Source organism: Cupriavidus sp. CP313 (assembly GCF_054072015.1).
In genome coordinates this window covers 407,347-426,290 of sequence record NZ_JBSVZB010000003.1, presented here as the reverse complement: position 1 = coordinate 426,290, position 18,944 = coordinate 407,347, and the positions used below count along the sequence as shown (strand labels likewise).

The 18,944-nt window shown below is 66.7% G+C and carries 17 protein-coding genes and 2 pseudogenes; 9 read left to right on the top strand and 10 right to left on the bottom strand.

Annotated features, from left to right (window positions below; genetic code table 11):
• Nucleotides 1-60: 60 nt before the first annotated feature.
• Nucleotides 61-1,824 (bottom strand): ABC transporter ATP-binding protein/permease, encoded by a 1,764-nt coding sequence (locus tag ACW4E8_RS06415; protein ID WP_456803744.1) that lies wholly within the window; start codon nt 1,822-1,824, stop codon nt 61-63.
• A 382-nt stretch (nt 1,825-2,206) separates the two neighbouring features.
• On the opposite strand from ACW4E8_RS06415, the gene ACW4E8_RS06410 reads away from it, so the two are divergent.
• From ACW4E8_RS06410 to ACW4E8_RS06395, 4 genes are all read left to right on the top strand, one after another.
• The gene (locus ACW4E8_RS06410) at nt 2,207-2,662 is read left to right on the top strand and encodes a (2Fe-2S)-binding protein (RefSeq protein WP_456803743.1); all 456 of its coding nucleotides are present in this window, start codon (nt 2,207-2,209) and stop codon (nt 2,660-2,662) included.
• Between the two features lie 10 nt (nt 2,663-2,672).
• Nucleotides 2,673-4,814, top strand: a complete 2,142-nt coding sequence (locus ACW4E8_RS06405; RefSeq protein WP_456803742.1) for a molybdopterin cofactor-binding domain-containing protein — start codon at nt 2,673-2,675, stop codon at nt 4,812-4,814.
• Between the two features lie 39 nt (nt 4,815-4,853).
• The gene (locus ACW4E8_RS06400; protein ID WP_456803741.1) at nt 4,854-5,330 is read left to right on the top strand and encodes a DoxX family protein; all 477 of its coding nucleotides are present in this window, start codon (nt 4,854-4,856) and stop codon (nt 5,328-5,330) included.
• Nucleotides 5,331-5,391: 61 nt separating this feature from the next.
• Complete coding sequence (locus tag ACW4E8_RS06395; protein ID WP_456803740.1) at nt 5,392-6,309, top strand: LysR family transcriptional regulator; 918 nt, start codon at nt 5,392-5,394, stop codon at nt 6,307-6,309.
• An 18-nt stretch (nt 6,310-6,327) separates the two neighbouring features.
• Here ACW4E8_RS06395 and ACW4E8_RS06390 read toward each other — a convergent pair whose 3' ends face one another.
• Nucleotides 6,328-7,746: a heavy metal sensor histidine kinase gene (locus tag ACW4E8_RS06390; protein WP_456803739.1), complete on the bottom strand. Its 1,419-nt coding sequence runs from the start codon at nt 7,744-7,746 to the stop codon at nt 6,328-6,330.
• Nucleotides 7,743-8,426, bottom strand: coding sequence for a heavy metal response regulator transcription factor (locus tag ACW4E8_RS06385; protein ID WP_456803738.1), 684 nt, complete (start codon nt 8,424-8,426; stop codon nt 7,743-7,745). Before ACW4E8_RS06385 ends, ACW4E8_RS06390 begins: the two co-directional genes overlap by 4 nt.
• 301 nt (nt 8,427-8,727) lie before the next feature.
• Between ACW4E8_RS06385 and ACW4E8_RS06380 the strand changes: the two genes are divergently transcribed.
• Nucleotides 8,728-9,075 (top strand): hypothetical protein, encoded by a 348-nt coding sequence (locus tag ACW4E8_RS06380; protein ID WP_456803737.1) that lies wholly within the window; start codon nt 8,728-8,730, stop codon nt 9,073-9,075.
• A gap of 117 nt (nt 9,076-9,192) precedes the next feature.
• Here the strand turns inward: ACW4E8_RS06380 and ACW4E8_RS06375 are convergent.
• Nucleotides 9,193-9,675 (bottom strand): annotated as a pseudogene (locus tag ACW4E8_RS06375) (efflux RND transporter permease subunit); the annotation flags it as partial.
• Between the two features lie 91 nt (nt 9,676-9,766).
• On the opposite strand from ACW4E8_RS06375, the gene ACW4E8_RS06370 reads away from it, so the two are divergent.
• Nucleotides 9,767-10,858: an RNA-guided endonuclease InsQ/TnpB family protein gene (locus ACW4E8_RS06370; RefSeq protein ID WP_456803785.1), complete on the top strand. Its 1,092-nt coding sequence runs from the start codon at nt 9,767-9,769 to the stop codon at nt 10,856-10,858.
• Between the two features lie 16 nt (nt 10,859-10,874).
• On the opposite strand, the pseudogene ACW4E8_RS06365 reads toward ACW4E8_RS06370, so the two are convergent.
• A pseudogene (locus ACW4E8_RS06365) lies at nt 10,875-11,249 on the bottom strand (efflux RND transporter permease subunit); the annotation flags it as partial.
• A 3-nt stretch (nt 11,250-11,252) separates the two neighbouring features.
• Entirely contained in the window at nt 11,253-11,531 is a 279-nt protein-coding gene (locus tag ACW4E8_RS06360) for a hypothetical protein (RefSeq protein ID WP_456803736.1), read from the bottom strand.
• A gap of 389 nt (nt 11,532-11,920) precedes the next feature.
• Here ACW4E8_RS06360 and ACW4E8_RS06355 point away from each other — a divergent pair, with 389 nt between their 5' ends.
• From ACW4E8_RS06355 to ACW4E8_RS06345, 3 genes are all read left to right on the top strand, one after another.
• On the top strand, nt 11,921-12,904 hold the full coding sequence (locus ACW4E8_RS06355) for a Bug family tripartite tricarboxylate transporter substrate binding protein (RefSeq protein ID WP_456803735.1): 984 nt from the start codon (nt 11,921-11,923) through the stop codon (nt 12,902-12,904).
• 133 nt (nt 12,905-13,037) lie between these two features.
• Nucleotides 13,038-13,469, top strand: a complete 432-nt coding sequence (locus tag ACW4E8_RS06350) for a universal stress protein (RefSeq protein ID WP_456803734.1) — start codon at nt 13,038-13,040, stop codon at nt 13,467-13,469.
• A gap of 73 nt (nt 13,470-13,542) precedes the next feature.
• A complete protein-coding gene (locus tag ACW4E8_RS06345; RefSeq protein ID WP_456803733.1) occupies nt 13,543-14,007 on the top strand; it encodes a ferritin-like domain-containing protein in 465 nt (154 codons plus the stop codon).
• 109 nt (nt 14,008-14,116) lie between these two features.
• Here the strand turns inward: ACW4E8_RS06345 and ACW4E8_RS06340 are convergent, their stop codons facing one another.
• The 4 genes from ACW4E8_RS06340 to ACW4E8_RS06325 are packed head-to-tail and all read right to left on the bottom strand — an operon-like array spanning nt 14,117 to nt 18,938.
• The gene (locus tag ACW4E8_RS06340; RefSeq protein ID WP_456803732.1) at nt 14,117-15,682 is read right to left on the bottom strand and encodes a TolC family protein; all 1,566 of its coding nucleotides are present in this window, start codon (nt 15,680-15,682) and stop codon (nt 14,117-14,119) included.
• Complete coding sequence (locus ACW4E8_RS06335; RefSeq protein ID WP_456803731.1) at nt 15,669-17,648, bottom strand: FUSC family protein; 1,980 nt, start codon at nt 17,646-17,648, stop codon at nt 15,669-15,671. Before ACW4E8_RS06335 ends, ACW4E8_RS06340 begins: the two co-directional genes overlap by 14 nt.
• Entirely contained in the window at nt 17,629-18,678 is a 1,050-nt protein-coding gene (mdtN, locus tag ACW4E8_RS06330; RefSeq protein ID WP_456803730.1) for a multidrug transporter subunit MdtN, read from the bottom strand. The genes ACW4E8_RS06335 and mdtN overlap by 20 nt, the downstream gene beginning before the upstream one ends.
• Nucleotides 18,675-18,938, bottom strand: coding sequence for a hypothetical protein (locus ACW4E8_RS06325; RefSeq protein WP_114131024.1), 264 nt, complete (start codon nt 18,936-18,938; stop codon nt 18,675-18,677). Before ACW4E8_RS06325 ends, mdtN begins: the two co-directional genes overlap by 4 nt.
• Nucleotides 18,939-18,944: the final 6 nt, after the last annotated feature.

Sequence of the window (18,944 nt, the reverse complement as noted above, 5' to 3'; positions counted from 1 at the left end):
CTCGCGCGACGTTAGCACAGCACGATGATAGTTGGGGGGCGCTACAAAGCAGCCGGACGGCTACCAGCCAAAGCGATAGTCCCTGGTCGGATGCAGCCACCACTTTCCGTTCCCGGGCAGTTCCAGGACCTGGTGGTGGAATTTCAGCAGCGTGGGCCGGTGGCTGACGCTGACAAGCGTCGTCTGCATGTCGGCCAGCAACTGATACATGCCTTCCTCATTGCTGATATCCAGGGCACTGGTCGCTTCGTCCAGCATGACATAGCGCGGTTTTGAGAGCAGTACGCGGGCGATGGTCAGCCGCTGTTGCTCGCCAAGGGACAGGACTTTCCCCCAGTCCACTTCCGTGTCCAGGCCGCCAAACCGGCCAGCGATGTCCTTCAGGTTGACTGTTTCCAGCAACTTCAGAAGCTCTTCGTCAGGGATCCGCTGGCCAATGTGGTTCGGGTATAGCAGCTGGCTGCGCAGGCTGCCGACCACCATGTAAGGATGCTGCGGCAGGAACAGCATTTCCTCCGGCATTGGCCGCACGATGCATCCCGTGCCGTTGTTCCACAATCCGGCAATCGCGCGCATCAGGGAACTCTTGCCGCCGCCGCTGGCGCCGACGATAAGAAGGCCCTCTCCCGGGTTGACCGACAGCGTCAGGTCGGTGACCAGCGTTCGCTCTTGATTCGGCGTGCGCAAGGTGACATGTTCCAGCGCCAGGCGGGAGTCGTGGATGGACTCGATCGTGGTGGCCGGCTTCACGGAGGTTGCTGCCGTCCCGGTCAGCGAGATGGAGAATGTGTCCAGTCGATCCAGCCCCGCCACGAAGCGGCTCAGGTCTTCAAAGTTGTCAACGATCACGGTCAGCGCGTTCAGTATGGCGGCGAACGCGCCGGCCGCCTGGATGGCGCTGCCGACTTCAAGCTCGCCGGAAAGCACGCGTGAAGCGACGATGGCGCTGGGCAGCAGGATGGTCAGGAAGCCATAGGCATACTGGAACATGTTCAGGCCCAGCTGCCACTTGATGAGCCGGTCGAAGTTCTGGAAGGCCTTGCCAAAACGGCCATTCACATGGGATGACTCCAGCGCTTCGCCCCGATAGAACGCGATGGACTCGGCGTTCTCACGCACCCGGATCAGGCTGAAGCGGAAATCTGCCTCCCGCTTTAGCTGGAAGAAGTTCAGGCCGATCAGGACGCGGCCGAAGAAGAAGATGGAGATGAATGTGCCAGCGATGGCATAGATGACAAGAAAGTAGACCAGCTCTCTTGAGATCGACCACAGGACGGCGCTAAAGGCGATGAGCTGCAGCAGCGCGCCGATGCCGATCGAAAGGAAGAACAGGGATTGCCGCGTGAAGGTATTGATGTCCTCGGCGATGCGCTGGTCCGGATTGTCGATCGCGGCATCTGAATTGAGTTTGTAGTAGACCCGGCCTTTGAAATACCCGTCCAGATAGTGATTGGTCAGCCAGCGCCTCCAGAGCAGGCCCAGCTTATTCCTCAGGTAGTAATAAACCGCGTAGATGGGAACTGCCACCATCAGGATATAGAGACACTTCCTGATCGAGGCCCAGAAGCGATCCGCGTTTTGCGCCGCCAGGGCCGAGGTGAATTCACCGGTTTGCTGGACGATCAGTACCTCGGTCTGGGTCTGGCCCAACAGCAGCAGGATCAGCAGGACCAGCAAGCCGGAGGCTTTCCATTTTTCCCGCGAGAACCAGTAGGGTTTTGCAATGGCCCAGTATCGGGTCCACACATGCCGGGTGGAAGTGACGGGGCGTTTCCTTGGGGCCGAAGTGGTGCCGGTGACCCGCGACTCAGGAACGGCGCTCATATCCCATCTCCCAGCACTAACCGGATTGCATACTCGCCACATGGCCCCGCCACGGGACACGCGGGAGAACGGCAGAAGACTATTCATGAAATATAGGCCAGCAGAATCGATGCCTGACTGATTCGTGGTCCCTGGCCGGACGAAACGGCTTGCCCTTGAGACGCAAGGAACGGTCAGGCGCCACCCGCGGCTTTGCCCGCGGGTTCTTCATTTTGATCAGCCTGACAACAACACGGCATTGTTGAAGGTCTTTGAATAGTCCTGCCAATCCACAACGGATTGTGGAGGCCGACCGCCGTGGGCAGAATCGGCCACAGGTTCAAGGCGCGCGGCACGACAGGTCCGCCGGCGCCGGCCGGCAGACTGTTTCAAGGAGCCGACGATGAGGCTGACTATCAACGGAACGGATCACGACGTCGACGCCGATCCCAATATGCCGCTGCTGTGGGTGCTGCGCGACCTGGTGGGCCTGACGGGCACCAAGTTCGGTTGCGGCATGGCGCAGTGCGGCGCCTGCACCTTGCATGTGGACGGCACGCCGCAGCGCAGCTGCGTGCTGCCCGTGTCCGCCGCCGCCGGCAGGAAGATCACCACCATCGAGGGGTTGTCGCCGGACGGCAGCCACCCGGTGCAGGTGGCCTGGGCAGAGCTGGACGTGATCCAGTGCGGCTACTGTCAGTCCGGCCAGATCATGTCGGCGGCCGCGCTGCTGGCGCAGAGCCGCAAGCCTACCGACGCCCAGGTCGACCAGGCCATGGCCGGCAATATCTGCCGCTGCGGCACCTACCAGCGCATCCGCGCGGCCGTGCACCGCGCCGCCGAGCTGGCCGCTCGCTGAGGGAGGGACAATGGTGAAACCCTTGTCCAGCGAATCGCGCCGCAGGTTCCTTGCGGCAGGTGCCGTGCTTGGCGGCGGCCTGGTGATCGGATTTGCCGTGCCGGTGGCGCGGCGCTTTCCGGAGGCCCAGGCGGCAGAGTCCGCTACGACCTTCGCGCCCAATGCCTTCCTGCGCATCGGCGCCGATGACAGCGTGACCGTGCTGCTGGCCCATTCTGAAATGGGGCAGGGCGTATGGACCACGCTGCCGCTGCTGATTGCCGAGGAGCTTGACGCCGACTGGTCGCGCATCCGTGTGGAACACGCACCCGCAGCCCCGGCCTATGGCAACAGCGCCATCGGCGGCATGCAGGCGACCGTCGGTTCCTCCAGCATCCGCACCGAATTCACGCGCTACCGGCAGGCCGGCGCGGCGGCGCGGGCGATGCTGCTGCAGGCCGCCGCGCAACGGCTCAAGGTGCCGGCCGAGCGTCTGCATACAGAGAACGGCGCGGTCGTCAGTGGCACGCAACGGCTGCGCTATGGCGAACTGGCCGACGAAGCAGGGCGCCTTGCAGTGCCCGATATGGCCGCGTTGGCGCTGAAGCCGCCGGGCAACTGGCGTTGGATCGGCAAGGGCGCGCGCCGGCTCGACAACCTGCCCAAGCTGACCGGCCGCGCCCGCTTCGGCATGGACGTGCAGTTTGAAGGTCTGCTCACTGCCGTGGTGGCGCGGGCGCCGTTGTTTGGCGCGCGTGTGCGCAGCTTTGACGCCGACGCGGCGCGTGCCGTGCGTGGCGTACGCCAGGTGGTGCAGGTGCCGAGCGGCGTCGCAGTGGTCGCCGATCACTACTGGGCCGCCAGGCAAGGCCGCGACGCGCTGAAGGTCGAATGGGAACCGGCCACCGGCGCGGCACCCGATAGCGAGCGGCTGCTGCAGGACTTCGCCCGGCTGGCGGGCGAGCCCGGCCCGGTGGCCGCGCAGGCCGGCGACGTGGCCGGCGGCATGCAGGGTGCGGCGCGGGTGGTGGAGCGCGAGTACCGCGTGCCCTACCTCGCGCACGCGGCGATGGAGCCGCTGAACTGCACCGTGCGCATCGATGCGGGGGGCTGCGACGTCTGGGTCGGCACGCAGATGCAGACGCTGGCGCAGCGCACGGCGGCGCAGGCGGCTGGGGTTGCGCCGGAGCAGGTGCGCATCCATACCACCTTCCTCGGTGGCGGCTTCGGGCGCCGCGCGGTGCAGGATTTTATCGGCGAAGCCGTGCACGTGGCCAAGGCAGCGGGCGCGCCAGTCAAGGCGGTGTGGTCGCGTGAGGACGATATGCGCGGCGGCTACTACCGATCCGCCTTCGTGCATCGCGTACGGGTGGGGCTGGATCGCGCCGGCGTGCCGGTGGCGTGGCGCCATGGCCTTGCCGGGCAGTCGATCCATCCGGATACGGCAGGCGTGCACAAGACCTCGGTTGAAGGCGTGGCCGATTCGCCCTACGTCACGCGTTGCCCGGCGCATCGCGTCGAAGCGCATTCGCCGCGCACCAGCGTGCCGGTCTGGTACTGGCGCTCGGTCGGGCACAGCGACAGCGGTTTCGTGATGGAAAGCATGGTCGATGAGCTTGCGCGCGCAGCGGGCAAGGATCCACTGGCATACCGGCGCCTGCTGCTGAAGGACGACCCGCGCCATTTGCGCGTACTCGACCTTGCTGCCGACAAGTTCGGCTGGGGACGCCGGCCGCCACGGGGCCGCGGCTATGGGCTGGCGGTGCATGCCTCGTTTGGCAGCTTCTGCGCGCAGGCGGTGGAAGTCTCGGTCAGCAACGGCGCGATCCGCGTGCATCGCGTGGTGTGCGCGATCGACTGTGGCATCGCTGTCAATCCCGACAATATCCGCGCGCAGATGGAAGGCGCGATCGTCTACGGGCTGAGCGCGGCACTGTACGGCAACATCGCGCTGAAGGCGGGCGCGGCCCAGCCCTCCAACTTCCATGACTACCCGGTACTGCGCATGCCGGAGATGCCGCGCATCGAGGTGCATATCGTCGCCAGCACCGATGCGCCCGGCGGCGTGGGCGAACCCGGCACGCCGCCGATCGCGCCGGCGGTGGCCAATGCCGTGTTCCGGCTGACAGGGCAGCGGCTGCGCGCATTGCCGCTGCAATTGCGCCGGGCCTGACGGCGCATGCTTTCCCGACTTTGCAACCAGGAGCCCCCGATGACCCAGCTTTCACCTGACCTGCACGCCGCCGCGCTGCCTTCTGCGCTGTCGCTGCGCCTGGCCCGCCTTGAACCGCTGGCGTACGCGCTGCTGCGCGCCGTGTTCGGCGTCGTCATGATGACGCACGGCCTGCCCAAGCTGCTTGGGACCAGCCATGGCTCGATGGCCAACCCGATGGCGGGGGCGACCAACCTGATCGCCAATGTGCTGCACCTGCCGATGGCGCCACAGCTCGCGCTGGCGGTGGCGCTGCTGGAGACGATCGGCGGCGCGATGCTGGTGGCGGGGCTGCTGACCCGCCCGGTGGCTGCGCTGATGACGGCGCAGATGGCGGTGATCTGCTATATCCATCGCCAGCATTTCGCGTGGATCGACCGCGGCATGGAGTATCCGCTGGTGTTGCTGGCCGTGGTGGTGCTGATCGTGGCGCGCGGCGCGGGGGCGTGGTCCGTGGATGGCCGCCGGCGGGCTTGACGCGGGCGCCGAACCTGATTCCAATCCGGGGGTGACCGTTCCGCTATGACAGGCCCCCCGCATGGACCGCTTCGACGCGCTGCAACTCTTTACCCGGATCGTGGAACTGGGCTCCTTCACCGGCGCCGCCAGCGCGTTGGACATGCCACGTGCCACCGCCACGCACGCCATCAAGGAACTTGAGGCCCGCGTCGGCGCGCGCCTGCTGGAGCGCACCACGCGCCAGGTGCGCCCCACGCTGGATGGCCAGGCGTTCTATGAGCGCAGCAAGCGCGTGCTGCAGGACCTGGAAGACGCCGAGACCTCGCTCAGCACGCAGGTGGCCAACCCGCGCGGCACGCTGCGGCTGGACCTGCATGGCACCCACGCCACCATGATCATCCTGCCGCGCATCGGCGAGTTCCGGGAGCGCTATCCGCATATCGACCTGATCGTCAGCAGCGGCGACCGGCTGGTCGACCTGGTCGGGGAGGGCATCGACTGCGTCGTGCGTGCCGGCCGGCCGCGCGATTCCTCGCTGGTGGCCCGGCGGCTGGCGGATATGCCGGAGGTGCTGTGCGCCAGCCCCGGATACCTGGCCGCGCACGGCACGCCGCAACACCCGTCGGAACTGGCGCAACACATCGGCGTGGGGTTCTTCTCGCGCAGCCATGACAACCGTTATCCCTTCACGCTGACCGTCGATGGCGAGGTTCAGGAGTTCAAGGCGCGCGGCTGGATCTCGGTGAGCGATGCCGAGTGCTATACCAGCGCGGCCCTGGCCGGCTGCGGCCTGATCCAGGTGCCGCGCTTCCGCGTGGAAGAGCACCTGCGCGCGGGACGGTTGGTGCCGGTGCTTGAGGCCTGGCCCTGCCCGGACTTGCCGGTGTCAGCGCTGTATCCGTTCCACCGGCAGCTGGCGCCGCGGGTGCGGGTGTTTGTCGATTGGGTGGCGGGGTTGTACGTGGAGCGGTTCGGGCCGCTCCGGGGGGCGGCCTGAGGCACGAACACGCCGCAATCAGGCCGTCGCGGGGCGCGGCAGCGGCCGTGCCGGCGCGGGTGCGGCTTGCGCCGGCTCGCTGACCGGCAGTGTCATGCCGATCCGGATCGCGTCCGTCTGCACCTGCGCGAACACGCCGCCGCCGTGCATGGTGGCGATTGCCTTGACGATGGCCAGCCCCAATCCGTGGTTCTGCCGGCTGTCGCTGCGCGCGGCGTCGGCGCGGTAGAAGCGATCGAAGAGGCGGTCGGGCCGGATCGTGGACAGGCGATCGGATTCATTGCGCACGGCGATGGTCAGCGTGTCCGCCGATTGCGCGATCGTGACCGTTACCGGCCGCCCGGGCCGGCCGTGCTGCAGGGCGTTGCTCATCAGGTTGGTCAGCGCGCGCTGCAGCAGCGAGACGTTGACACGCACGCGTGCATCGCCGGTCACGTGCAGCGTGGCGCCGGCTTCCTCGAACAGCATGTCGAGGAAGTCCGCGCTGCGCCGGACTTCCTGGGCGACCGAGACCTCGACCAGGTCGCGCGCCAGCGCCCCGCGGTCGGACTGCGCCACGAACAGCATGTCGATCACGATGCGGCTCAGGCGCTCCAGGTCTTCCAGGTTGGACTGCAGGATCTCTTCAAGCTGTTCAGTGCTGCGCGGGCGCGACAGCGCCACCTGGGTCTGGCCGATGACATTGCCCAGCGGCGTGCGCAGTTCGTGCGCCACGTCGGCATTGAAGGCGGATAGCTGCTGGTAGGCGTGCTCGAGCTTGTCGAGCGCGCCGTTGAAGGCATGCACCAGGCCGCATAGCTCGGCGGGCAGGTCGGCGTCGGGCAGGCGCTCCAGCTGCTTGGGATCGAGTGCGCCGGCATGTTGCGACAGGCGCTCGATCGGCGCCAGGCCGGACTTGGCAATGCGCCACCCAAGCAGGCTCACCGCGATCACGCCGAGCACCGACGACACCACCAGAGCGATGCCAAGCGTGCGGCTGGTCGCGAAGAACGCCGCCTGGTCCACCGCGACCGCGAGTGCCACCTCGGGGCGGTCACGCAGCGCCGGGATGCTGCGCTTCAGCATCAGGAAGCGGTTGTCGCCGAACTCCACCGCCCACACGTCGGGTGCGCGCGGACTGGTGTCGGCCTCGCGCGGGAAGGGCTCGCCGTAGTCGAAGCGGGGATCAGTGCTTTCGACAAAGTAGCGCACGCTGTGGTCGGCCGGCGTCAGGGTGCGCAGCATGGCGGCAAAGTGCTCCCATTGCTTTTCAGTGCCCAGGCCCGCGGCCTTGGTGCCGGCCAGGTCGAAGCGGGCGCGGATCTCTTCGAGCTGGCGCTTTTCCAGTTCCACGCACTGCACGCGGTACAGCACCATGCCGGTGATGGTGAAGACCAGGGCTGCCGCCAGCCCGAACATGGCGGCCAGCCGCGCCGCGATCGAGCGTTGCCGGTTCATGCGCCCAACCCGTCGCGGGGCTCCAGCACGTAACCCATGCCGCGGATGGTATGCAGCAGCTTGGGTTCGCCGGGCCAGTCCAGCTTGGCGCGCAAACGCTTGACGGCGACTTCGACCACGTTGGTGTTGCAGTCGAACGAGATGTCCCAGACCAGTTCCGTAATCGCGGTCTTGGACACGATCTGCGCCTGCCGCCTGGCCAGCACTGACAACAGCGTGAATTCGCGTGCGCTCAGTTCCAGGCGCCGCGTGCCGCGCGTGGCGCGCCGCGACAGCAGGTCGATGCGCAGGTCGCCCACGGTCAGCTGCGACGGCTCCGTCTGCCGGCCGCGCCGCGTCAGTACGTTGAGCCGGGCCAGTAGTTCCAGGAAGGAGAAGGGCTTGGACAGGTAGTCATCGGCGCCGGCATCGAAGGCATTGAGGCGGTCATCCAGGTCGTCGCGCGCGGTCAGCATCAGCACAGGGGTCTGCTGCTCGCGGCGCAAAGACTTCAGCACCGAGACGCCATCCAGCGCGGGCAGCATGACGTCGAGCACGATCGCGTCGTAGGGCTCGGTACAGGCCAGGTGCAGGCCGTCCACGCCGTTGTGCGCGGTGTCGACCACGTAGCCATTCTCGGACAGGCCGCGGCGCAGGTAATCGACCGTCTTGATCTCATCTTCGACCAGCAGGAGTTTCATTGGTCCAATCCTCGGGATCTAAGCAATATAGAAGATGTGTGCGGCTCCAACCTGTCAATCCTGTCAGTTTCCCGGTGCCGCACCGAAGCTGTGCAGCCAAGCCTTGCGGCGCCCGCTCCGCAAGCATGACAGGTGCACGTGCCGCTATTGTTCACGCTGGTGGAAAAGACTGTTTGAAGGCGCGCTGCCGATCCACCCTGACGCAATTGTCAGCGTTGCGTCAGGGTGGCGTCGGCTGCGCTCCCTAGACTCCATGCGTGCCCGGCCGGGCCGGTTTTCCCACATGCACAGGAGTCTTTCCATGACCTCATCCAAGCGATCCCACCACCACGACAGCACAGGCCACCGTTCCGCGCGGGGCGCAGGCACGCGCCGGGCACGCCTGCTGTGGATCCGCGGCGGCACGCATCGGCGCGCGCTGCTGCACGCCCTGATCCCGACCTTGCTGATGATGATCGGCGCAAGCATTTCGTTGTCGGCCAAGGCTGCACCGCGGCCCGTTGACCCGTATACCGATGGCGCGGCCAGCGCGGCGACAGCCAAGGGCCGCTTCGATGTGTATAGCGACGGCGCCCGGGTGCGTGACCCGCGCGACACGTATACGGACGGCGCGCGCAGCGGGCCACGGCCCGCTGATGCGAACGGCTGAGGCCGCGCGCAACGACAGCGACGGAAAGGCCCGGCGGCGTTTATCGATACGCCTGGCCGTCATCTCAACGGCGCTGCGGTGGCCCCGTATTCCCGCAGTCCGCCGCCCATGCAGCCATCATGGCCCATTTGTTGTGGCAGCGCCCAGCGCCGCCTCCGCCAGGGGCCGGCGATAGCGGGACAGCCGGTCCAGCGCGAGGTAGACCACTGGCGTGGTGAAGAGCGTCAGCGCCTGGCTGAGCAGCAGGCCGCCTACCACGGCCACGCCCAGCGGCTGGCGCAGTTCCGCGCCGGTGCCGAAGCCCAGCATCAGCGGCACCGCGCCCAGCAATGCGGCCAGCGTGGTCATCATGATCGGGCGGAAACGTGTGAGCGCCGCCTCGTAGATCGCCTGGCCGGCGCTGATGCCGCGGGTGCGCTGCGCCTCCAGCGCAAAATCGATCAGCAGGATGCCGTTCTTCTTGACGATGCCGATCAGCAGGATCACGCCGATCAGCGCCATGATGGAAAAGTCGAACCCGCCCAGCCACAGCAGCGCGAGCGCGCCGATGGCCGCCGACGGCAGCGTGGACAGGATCGTCAGCGGATGCACCAGGCTTTCATCAGACTTGCTCCGCGAAACCCCGACCTTCAGGGCGGGGAGTGAAAGGAGTGCTGCCGGCAGCAAGCAATCCCAAATTAGAATGACCGGCATGCTTCTCGTCTATCGCCACCGGGTGAAGTCGCTGAACGGCCTGCTCAATCAGCAGAGCCGTGCGGTGAACTACGTCTGGAACTTCTGCAATGACACGCAGAAGCACGCGCTGAAATGGGGCAAGAAATGGCCCACGGGTTTCGATCTGAACGTGTTGACCACCGGCAGCAGCAAGGAACTCCGTATCCATTCCGGCACCGTCAACGCGGTTTGCGAGCAGTACCCCAAGTCGCGTAGCCAGCATCGCCGGCCGTACCTGCGCTATCGCGGCCGCAGATCCCTCGGCTGGGTGCCGCTCAAGGGGCGGGATCTCAAGCGTTCTGGCGATGCGTTCCGCTTTTCCGGCAATACGTTTCGCGTTTTCAACTCCCGCCCCCTTCCCGAAGGCAAGATCAAGGACGGCACCAATTTCTCCCGCGACGCGCGAGGCAACTGGTTCCTGAACATCGTGATCGAAGTTGCCGATACTCACGCCCGGTCCCCGGTCCCCGGTCCCCGGTCCCCGGTCCCCGGTCCCCGGCACGCGGCACGCGGCGTCGGCATCGATCTCGGCTTGAAGGACCTTGCCACACTCTCCACCGGCGAGAAGATCGAGAATCCGCGTCACCTTGGCCGACTCGAGCAAGCCCTTGCCAAGGCGCAGCGGGCGCGCAAGAAACGACGGGCAATGAACCTCAACGCGCGCATCGCCAATGCGAGGCGTGACTTCCTGCACAAGCTCTCGCATCGCATCGTGTGGGACTTCGATTACATCGCGGTGGGTAATGTGAATGCCGCCGGCCTCGCCAGGACCAGCATGGCGAAGTCCGTCGTCGATGCGGGCTGGTCGTCCTTCCGCACAATGCTCGCGTACAAGGCGATTGCGCATGGCGCGTGGTATGAGGAAGTCGACGAACGTTTCACCACCCAGGTCTGCTCTTCGTGCGGCACGATGCCGCCGGAGAGGCCGAAAGGTATCGCAGACCTTGGAATAAGGCAGTGGATATGCAGTGAATGCGGTGCTGTACATGATCGCGATGTGAACGCCGCGCTAAATATTCTTGCCCGATCGGGACATCGATCGCCTGCAGAGGGAATCCCCTCTCTTTAGGGAGGGGGAGGATGTCAAAGAGCACGCCAAGGATGATGTAGACCGCCAGCAGCGCCGCCAGGATCAGCCAGGGCTGCCCGGCCATGGCCTCCTGGAAAGCCTGGGCCGAACCCAGGAACGTGCGCTGGATGGCGGCCGGCATGCCGATGCGCTGCCGTACCTGCTCCAGCCGTGCCACCGCATCGCCCAGAGGTGCGCCCGGCGCGAGGTTGAAAGACAGGTTGACTGCAGGGAGCATGCCGTGGTGCAGGATCGATACCGGCCCGGCGCCCGGCGGCGCGATGCTCGCCACCGCGGCAAGCGGCACCATCTCGCCCGACACAGGGGATCGCAGGCGGAACGACTGCAGCGTCTCGATATGCCCGCGCCCGTCGTCGTCGACTTCAAGCACCACCTAGTACTTGTTGGTGTCGGTCTGGAACTCGTTGATCTGGCCTTCGCGCACATGCAGGCGCATCAGCTGGCCGTCGATCTGCGTGCGCACCACCACGTCGCGCAAGGGGCGAACGGTGCCGACGCTTTCCGCCTGGCGGGCGACGTCGCGTGCCTCCACGCGCGCCACGCGCACAGGAACAGGCGGTGGCGGCGGTGGGGGCGCATCGGACAGGCTGCGCCGGACCAGGCCGAGCGTGCCGAGCGCGAGCACGCAGAGCGCGGCGGCTGCAAACCACAAGCGTCGTGCGTAAGGGCCGAGCGCCGTGAGGAGATAGGAGGTGAGGGAGAACGCAGGCATGGCAGTCGGACCCGCCGGATCCACAAGTCATTGGCATGCTGGTTTATAGCCAACGGAGGTGGTTGGAACGGTGACGCCAGCCTGTCAGGGCTGTCAGGAAGGCCGAGGCGCCCGCCTGGGCTCGCCAGAAACGCAGCGCATGACGCGGGACGACAACGGCAACAGCTCGCAGGCGATGTAGGCGAATGCAAAGCATGCAAGCCACCGGCAGTCCGCGCCCGGCTCCGCTGCATGGTGGAAAACCCGGGCCTGTCCCACGGCGCATCACCCCCTAAAATGAAGTACCCGCCGCCAGCGCGGCGCACAACAATGACGCGGAGACTTCATACATGGATCGTCGACAGTTCCTGAGCGCCGCGGCCATCGCGGCGACCGCCGGCGTCGCGCCGCACGCCATGGCGCAGCAGTGGCCGGCGCGCGCCATCCGGCTGGTCGTGGCCTATCCGCCTGGTGGCGGCACCGACGTGGTGGCACGCTTGTTTGCCGACTACCTGACGCGCGTGACCGGGCAGTCGGTGGTGGTGGAGAACAAGCCCGGCGGGGCCACCATTCCCGCCACGCAGGACGTGATCCGCGCCAAGAACGACGGGCAGACGCTGCTGGTGACGCTGGGTTCCTCGGCCACCTCGGGCGCGCATATCAATCGCGTTCCCTACGACCCGTTGACCGACCTCACCGCGCTGGCGGAACTCGGCCGCGCCCCGGTGCTGCTGGCGGCCAACAAGGATGCGCCGTATTCCACGCTGAAGGAACTGATCGCCTATGCCAAGGCGAACCCGACCAAGCCGATCCATTCGGCCTCATACGGTCCGGGCACGTCGTCGCACTTTGGTCCGCTGCTGTTCAACCGGCTGGCCGGCACCAACCTTGAGCCGGTGCTGTACAAGGGCTCGGCGCCGGCCACGCAGGACCTCGTGGGCGGCGTGGTACCGCTGATGATCGACGGCCTGACCACCGGCGTGCCGCTATACCAGGCCGGCAAGACCAAGGTGCTGGCCACCACCATCGCGGAGCGCTCCGATCTGGCGCCCGGGGCGCTTACCTTCCGGGAGCAGGGCTTCCCGGAGATGGAGCAGCTCAGCGGCTATTTCGCGCTGTTTGGTCCCAAGGCCATGCCCAAGGCCACGGTCGATGCCGTCTCTGCTGCGGTGCGCAAGGTGCTGGCCGATCCGGCCTACCAGAAGCGGCTGGCAGGCGTTGGCGTGCTGCCGCCGCAGGCGGTCACGCCTGAGGCCTTCGCCGCGCAGATCCGGGCCGATCATGCGCGCTGGGGGCAGTTCATCAAGGATATCGGCTTCAAGATCGATGGGTGAGGGCCCCGCGGCTGCGTCGGCGCGTGCGCAGGTGCATCGGCGTGGGTGGCGAGAGGCGGATTCTTGTCCATACTGAACTTTGACTAGTGGGCTGTCGCTGCCCGCCGGGATCAATAGCCTAAGGAGAAGAATCGTGTTCAAGCACATTTTGTTGGCCACCGATGGCTCGGAACTTTCAAGAATGGCAATGGAGGCGGCCATTGGCTTTGTCAAAGCCGGCGGCGCCAGGCTGACGGCCTATACGTGCATGGAAGAGTATCCCTACGTGGCGTCAGGCGATGCCGGCCATCCCCGGCGCAAGGCCTTCGAAGAGCAGGAGGCCGCACATGCAAGCGCCAGGCTGGAGGAGGTTGTCGCTGCAGCCAAGGCAGCGGGAGTCACATGCGAAACGGATATGACGACCTCGGTACCCTACAAGGGCATCATCGATGCCGCCGCGAGGCACGGGTGTGACGTGATCTTCATGGCGTCGCACGGCCGCAGGGGGCTGGAGGGCCTGCTGGTGGGCAGTGAAACCCAGAAGGTTCTTACCCACTGCCGGGTCCCTGTCCTCGTCTACCGCTAATGACGGGATTGCGCGGCGCCCTGGCTACGGGTGCCGGCTTGCAGTCCGAACCCACTTCAGGGAGGAATCTGCCATGTCGGAAATCGAACAGGAAAAGGTTGTTGGCGTGCTGGATCGAATACTCGAAGCTGAGCTCGCCGGGGTTGTGCGCTACACGCACTATTCGTTCCTGATATTCGGCTTCGGCCGCATTCCCATCGTGTCGTGGCTGCGTGAGCAGGCGAATGAGTCGCTGCTGCACGCGCACCAGGCAGGCGAATGGATCACGACCCTCGGCGCCTATCCCTCGCTTGGCATCGGCGAACTTCTGGACAGCCACACGACCGATATCGGCGCGATCCTGCGTGAATCGCTTGCGACGGAGATGCGGGCCCTGGATCTGTACCGTGAGCTGTTAAGCCTGGTCGAGGGCCGCTCCGTCGCCCTGGAGGAGTATGCGCGGCAGTTGATCCAGCTAGAGGAACTGCATGCGGGGGATGTCGAGAAAATGCTGCGCAAGCCCGGCCTTGCGGCGACGGTGCAGCCGCGGCAGGGCTGACCTGGGCTTGGGACCGTCCGCATTCTCGTGCGTGCGAAAGCGCGCGTGCCACAAGGATTCGCCCCAATTCCTGTCGTCCCCGACGCGGGGAGCGCACGCCCGGGCTGCGTCACCGCACCGGCCATCCACCCCCATCGCGCACCGCGCCAATCGACCCCGTCGCCAGCGCCAATGTCGCCGCAGCGGCGAGCGCCCCGTTATAGGCGTCGGCAGACGCATTGCGCGCCAGCAGCAACTGGTTCTGCGCCAGATTGGCTTCGGTGACTGACCCCACGCCCTTGCTATACGCGGCGAAGGTTGCGTCATAGGTGGTCTGCGCGGCCTCGGCCAAGGCCCTGGCCGCATCATAGGCGGCCAGGCTCGATTCGAGTGCGCTCTGGCTGACCACGACCTGGCGCACGGACTCTTCCTTGGCGCGCGTCAGCCTGGCCGACGCGCTGTCGGCGTCGTTGCGCGCCTGGGCCAGCACCGCGGAGCGCACCCCGCCGTCGTAGATCGGTACCGTCACGCCCAGGAACACGCTGGCGCCGTAGCGGTAGCCATTCAGGTTGACCGTGGGTGGCTGCTGGCCAATCGGCGGAATCGCGGTGATTGACGAGCCGCCGGACGCGTACGACGTGAATGCCGACATGAATACCTTCGGCATGAAGCCGGCCTCGGCCGCCTTGACCTTGGCCTGGCTGGCGCGTTCGATGGCATAGGCCGCCAGCACGTCAGGCCGGCTTGCAATGGCACGTTCAACGATCTGTTCGATCGAGCTGCGCATGGCCGGCGACAGGGGCCGCACCGGCATCTCGGCAATGCTGGGCCTGGAAAGCGGGGAGATGCCGATGGCCGTGACCAGTGCCAGGTAGGCATCGGTCTCGGCCCCTTGCGCCTGCACCGTGGCGAGGTTGGTCTGCGCACGATTCTGCGTGGCCTGGGCGACTTCCACCACGGTGCCGATGCCGCGTTGGTAGCGTGCCTTGGCGGCGGCAAGCACGGCATCGGCGTTGCGCATCGCCTGCTGCACGGTGGTCGCGCGCGAACGCGCGGCCTGGTAGCGATAGAACGCCGTGCTGACTTCGTGAATGATCTTCTGGTGTGCTCCGGTAAAGCCGATGTTCGCGGCAATCGATACCTGTTCAGCGGCATCGACAATACCCGCGCGCTCGCCGAAATCGAACAGCAGCCACTGCAGCGACAGCACCGAGATCGCGCCATGCGTCGAGGCGTTCGCGCCCAGCGTGCCCAGCGCCGTGGACGAGGCGCTGTGCCCGTTCTGGTAGCCGCCCATCGCTGCCGCGGAGATGTACGGCAGGTAGCTGCTCCTGGCGATGCCGGCGGCCAGTGCGGCATTGCGCGCGTCGTTCCAGGCAATCCGGGTCAGCGGGTTGGTGGATTCGGCCAGGTCGATCAGCTCGGGCAGCGTGTACGCGTGCGTGGTATCGAGTGCGGCAGGCGGGGGCACGGACGCCAGTGCGGTGTTGGCCGGCAGCGTGTAGTCGGATGGCCGGGTTGCCGGCGCCGGCTTGCTGGCCGCGCCCGCCACGATCTCGCCGGACGCGGTAGTCTCGGGCTGCCAGGGCCGGTCGGAGGCCGGCGGGGCCAGGTCGAGCGACGCGGTGGCACATCCGGCCAGCGTCACGGCGGCGGCCAGTGTCAGCGGGATCGCCAGCGAATCAGGTTTGCGCATGAATGGAAGTTGGAGAGGTCGCAGCCGGTGCCTCGACTGGCGAATCCGCCAGGCGCCGGTCGACCATGGCCAGCAGGGCGTGACGGACCTTGTCGGCTTGTGCATCGTGGGTGCCGTTGGCAGCGTGCGCGGTTGGCGCTACAGCGTCGGTTGCCTGCAGCGTGTGCAATCGTCGTGCAACTTCCGGGTCGCCGGGAAAGCGTTCCGCGAGCAGGAACACGGGCCCTGCAATCGCATCGAGCACGGCCAGGCGCCGGCGCCGGTCTTCGATCCAGTCCCGCCCCGGGCCGACCGATGCGGGTTCATAGTTGGCCAGGATCAGGTCCTGCGTGATCTCGCCGTGCAGTGCCATGGCGGCCGCGGCATGGCTGCGTCGTGCATCGGGCCGGCGCGCCTCGGTCAGTCGCTGCCATTGCGTGACCAGTGCCGCCAGTGCCGCCTCGATGCGGCTGGCAATACTGACTGGCCAGATCCGCGTGAAGACCAGGTACACAACGAGATTGCCCAGCACCACGCCAATCACCCGGTCGCGCGCAATGGTCAGGTCAAAGCCCGGTCCGGAACCCTGGATGACGCACAGGTAGAACGCAAACGCCACCTGGAAGCCTGCGTAGGCAATGCGCGGCGAGCCCTGCGCCACCCATGCCGAAATCCACGTGCCGGCAAACACCAGCAGCATCAGCCCGCCCACCGAGGTGAGTGAAGGCACCACGTAGACCATGGCTGCCGTGCCGATCACCGCGCCGACCAGGCAGCCGGCCAGCCGCAGCGTCAGCTTTTCCACGGTTTCCGCCGCGGTGCCAAGCGACACCAGGTAGCAGGTGATAAAGCAGGTATGAATGCCGGGCCAGTTCAGCTGCTGATACAGCAAGTAGCAGAACATTGCCGCGCCGGTGGTCTTGAGGGCGTAGCGGACATGGACCGGATTCGAGAACGCGTCGGCATCGAGGAAGCCGCCATGCGCCTGGTCGGCTTGCTCCTGCGGCGCTGGGTCGCCTGGCTCCGCGTAGCGGTTGATGGCGCCGACAAGTTCCGCGGCAACCGCTGCCTGCACGGGCGGCAGCCCTGCAAGACCGGGCACGCTCAGCCCGATTTCCACCGGATAGCCGCCGGCATCGAGCATGCGCGCCATGTCGTCGAGCATGGTGGCGATGGGCACGGCAACGGCTGCCGGCAGTTGCGCCCCCGTCTGCCGGCGTGCGACATCTGCCGCCAGCAGGATCGCCATGGTCGACGACGCGGCCTGCCGTAGTGCCAGCAGATCCTGCGCGTCGATGCTGCCTTCGATCTTCGCCAGCTTCAGCCAGCCGGCAATGGGCTGGACGCCATCGCGCAATGCCTCGTGCAGCGCCTCGGGGTCACCATCGGGAGCCTGCAGGCTGCGCGCAGCAAGCCGCAGGCAATGCGCCAGGCGGTCGGTCGCCAGCCGGCGCGGCGCCGGGCCCAGCACCAGGTTGACCACCACGTTGACGCCGAGGGGAATCGCCACCATCAGCCAGGTATAGAGCAGGGCACGCGTGGCGATTTCGCCAGACGGCACCAGTCCGAGTTCGTCGAGCCCAAAGCCGATGATCATTGCCACGATGGCGCCGACCGGCCGCAGCTTGCTGGCCGAGGCCAGGAACAGTACGGCCGCCGACACCACCGCCATGCACGCCACGCGGCGCAGCGGGTCGTCGACGCTGAAATCGGCGAGCCATATCACCAGGCCGATGATCATGCTGACCAGCACCAGCGCAGCCACGCTCATGACGATGCTGGAGGTGCGGTCGGCCCGGTTGATGAAGAAGATCACATAAGCGGAGATGGCCGCTTCAGGGGTGCCGTAGATACTGGTCACCAGTACCGTCAGGGTGCAGGCCACCGTGATGCGCGTGGTGGCCGCCGCACGGCCGGGGAGCGGCGCCAGCAGGGCCCGGATATCCGCCAGGCCCAGGCGCAACTTGTCAGCTGCAGGCTGCGCCATGCCTGATCTCGACGGTTGCGCTCGCGCCCACCCTCGCCAGCGCTTCCGGCGGATCTGCCAGCTTGATGCGCACCGGGAAGCGTTTGGCCACGCGTACCCAGTTCACGGACGGCTGGACATAGGGCAGGGAGCGCGGCAGGTTCACGCGGTCGGTATCGGCGATGCCGACACCGATGCCTTCCACCTTCCCGCGGATGGCCTGGCGCCGGTCGATCATCGAGTAGACCGTGGCACAGTCGCCGACATGGATATCAGCCAGGTAAGTCTCGCGGAAGTTCGCCACCGCGAACCATTCCCCGGTATGCACCAGCAGGAACAGCGACTGGTTGGGGAGCACGACCTCGCCGGACAGCACCGTCAGCCCGCTCACGCGGCCGGCATGCGGGGCGCGCACCACGGTGTCGTCCAGCGCGCGCCGCGCAATCGCCAGCGCCGCCTCGCGCGCATGCACGGTGGCGATGGCGCCGGCTTCATCACCGACCGCCTGCGCCGTGGCGGCGCGCTGCACGTTGGCCTGCTTCAGCGTCACCGCGGCGTCGCGCTGCGCCACCTGCGCCTGGTCCAGCTGCTGCTTGGGCACGTAGCCGTCCGCAGCCAGCGGGCGCAACCGTTCCACCGTGCGCGCCGTGAGCGCGTAGTTCTGCTCGGCCCGGGCGATCTGGTCCGACGCCACCGCCGCCGTGGCCTGCTCGGTGGCAATCGTGCGCCGCCGCGTGCCAAGGGTTGCCTGCGCCAGTTCCAGGTCGGCACGGGCCTGGGCCACGGCCAGCTGATACGGCACCGGATCGATCTCGAACAGGACATCGCCCTTGGCCACCAGCTGGTTCTCCGCCACATGGATGCGCGCTATCCGGCCGCCGACCGGCGACGCTACGTGGACCAGGTCGGCATCGAGCGAGGCATCGTCCGATGCCGGGAACCGAAGCGTGCGATGGTAGGCGTAGAAGGACAGCAGGGCGGCCAGCAGGACGATGACCAGGGCAATCAGTTTGCCGCGCAGCGGGCTTTTGCGGAGGCCGGCCATTTTCATAGAGCGTGTCCCGTACCCAGTAGCCAGACGATTTCAGCAATCATGACGCCGATCGCCGTGTTGACCAGAAGCTGGTAGCGGACCGTTTCCGCCCAGCCCGTCATGATAAAGATCCGATAGGACACGACCGCGCCGGCAATGCCAAGCACGGCGCTCAGGAGCCAGAGCGGGAAATAGGCACCGAACAGGCTGAAGGACGGGGCGCCGGCGCAACCGTAGAGCGATGCCGCCAGCGCGGCGGGCAAAAGCGTGCGTGCCATATAGGT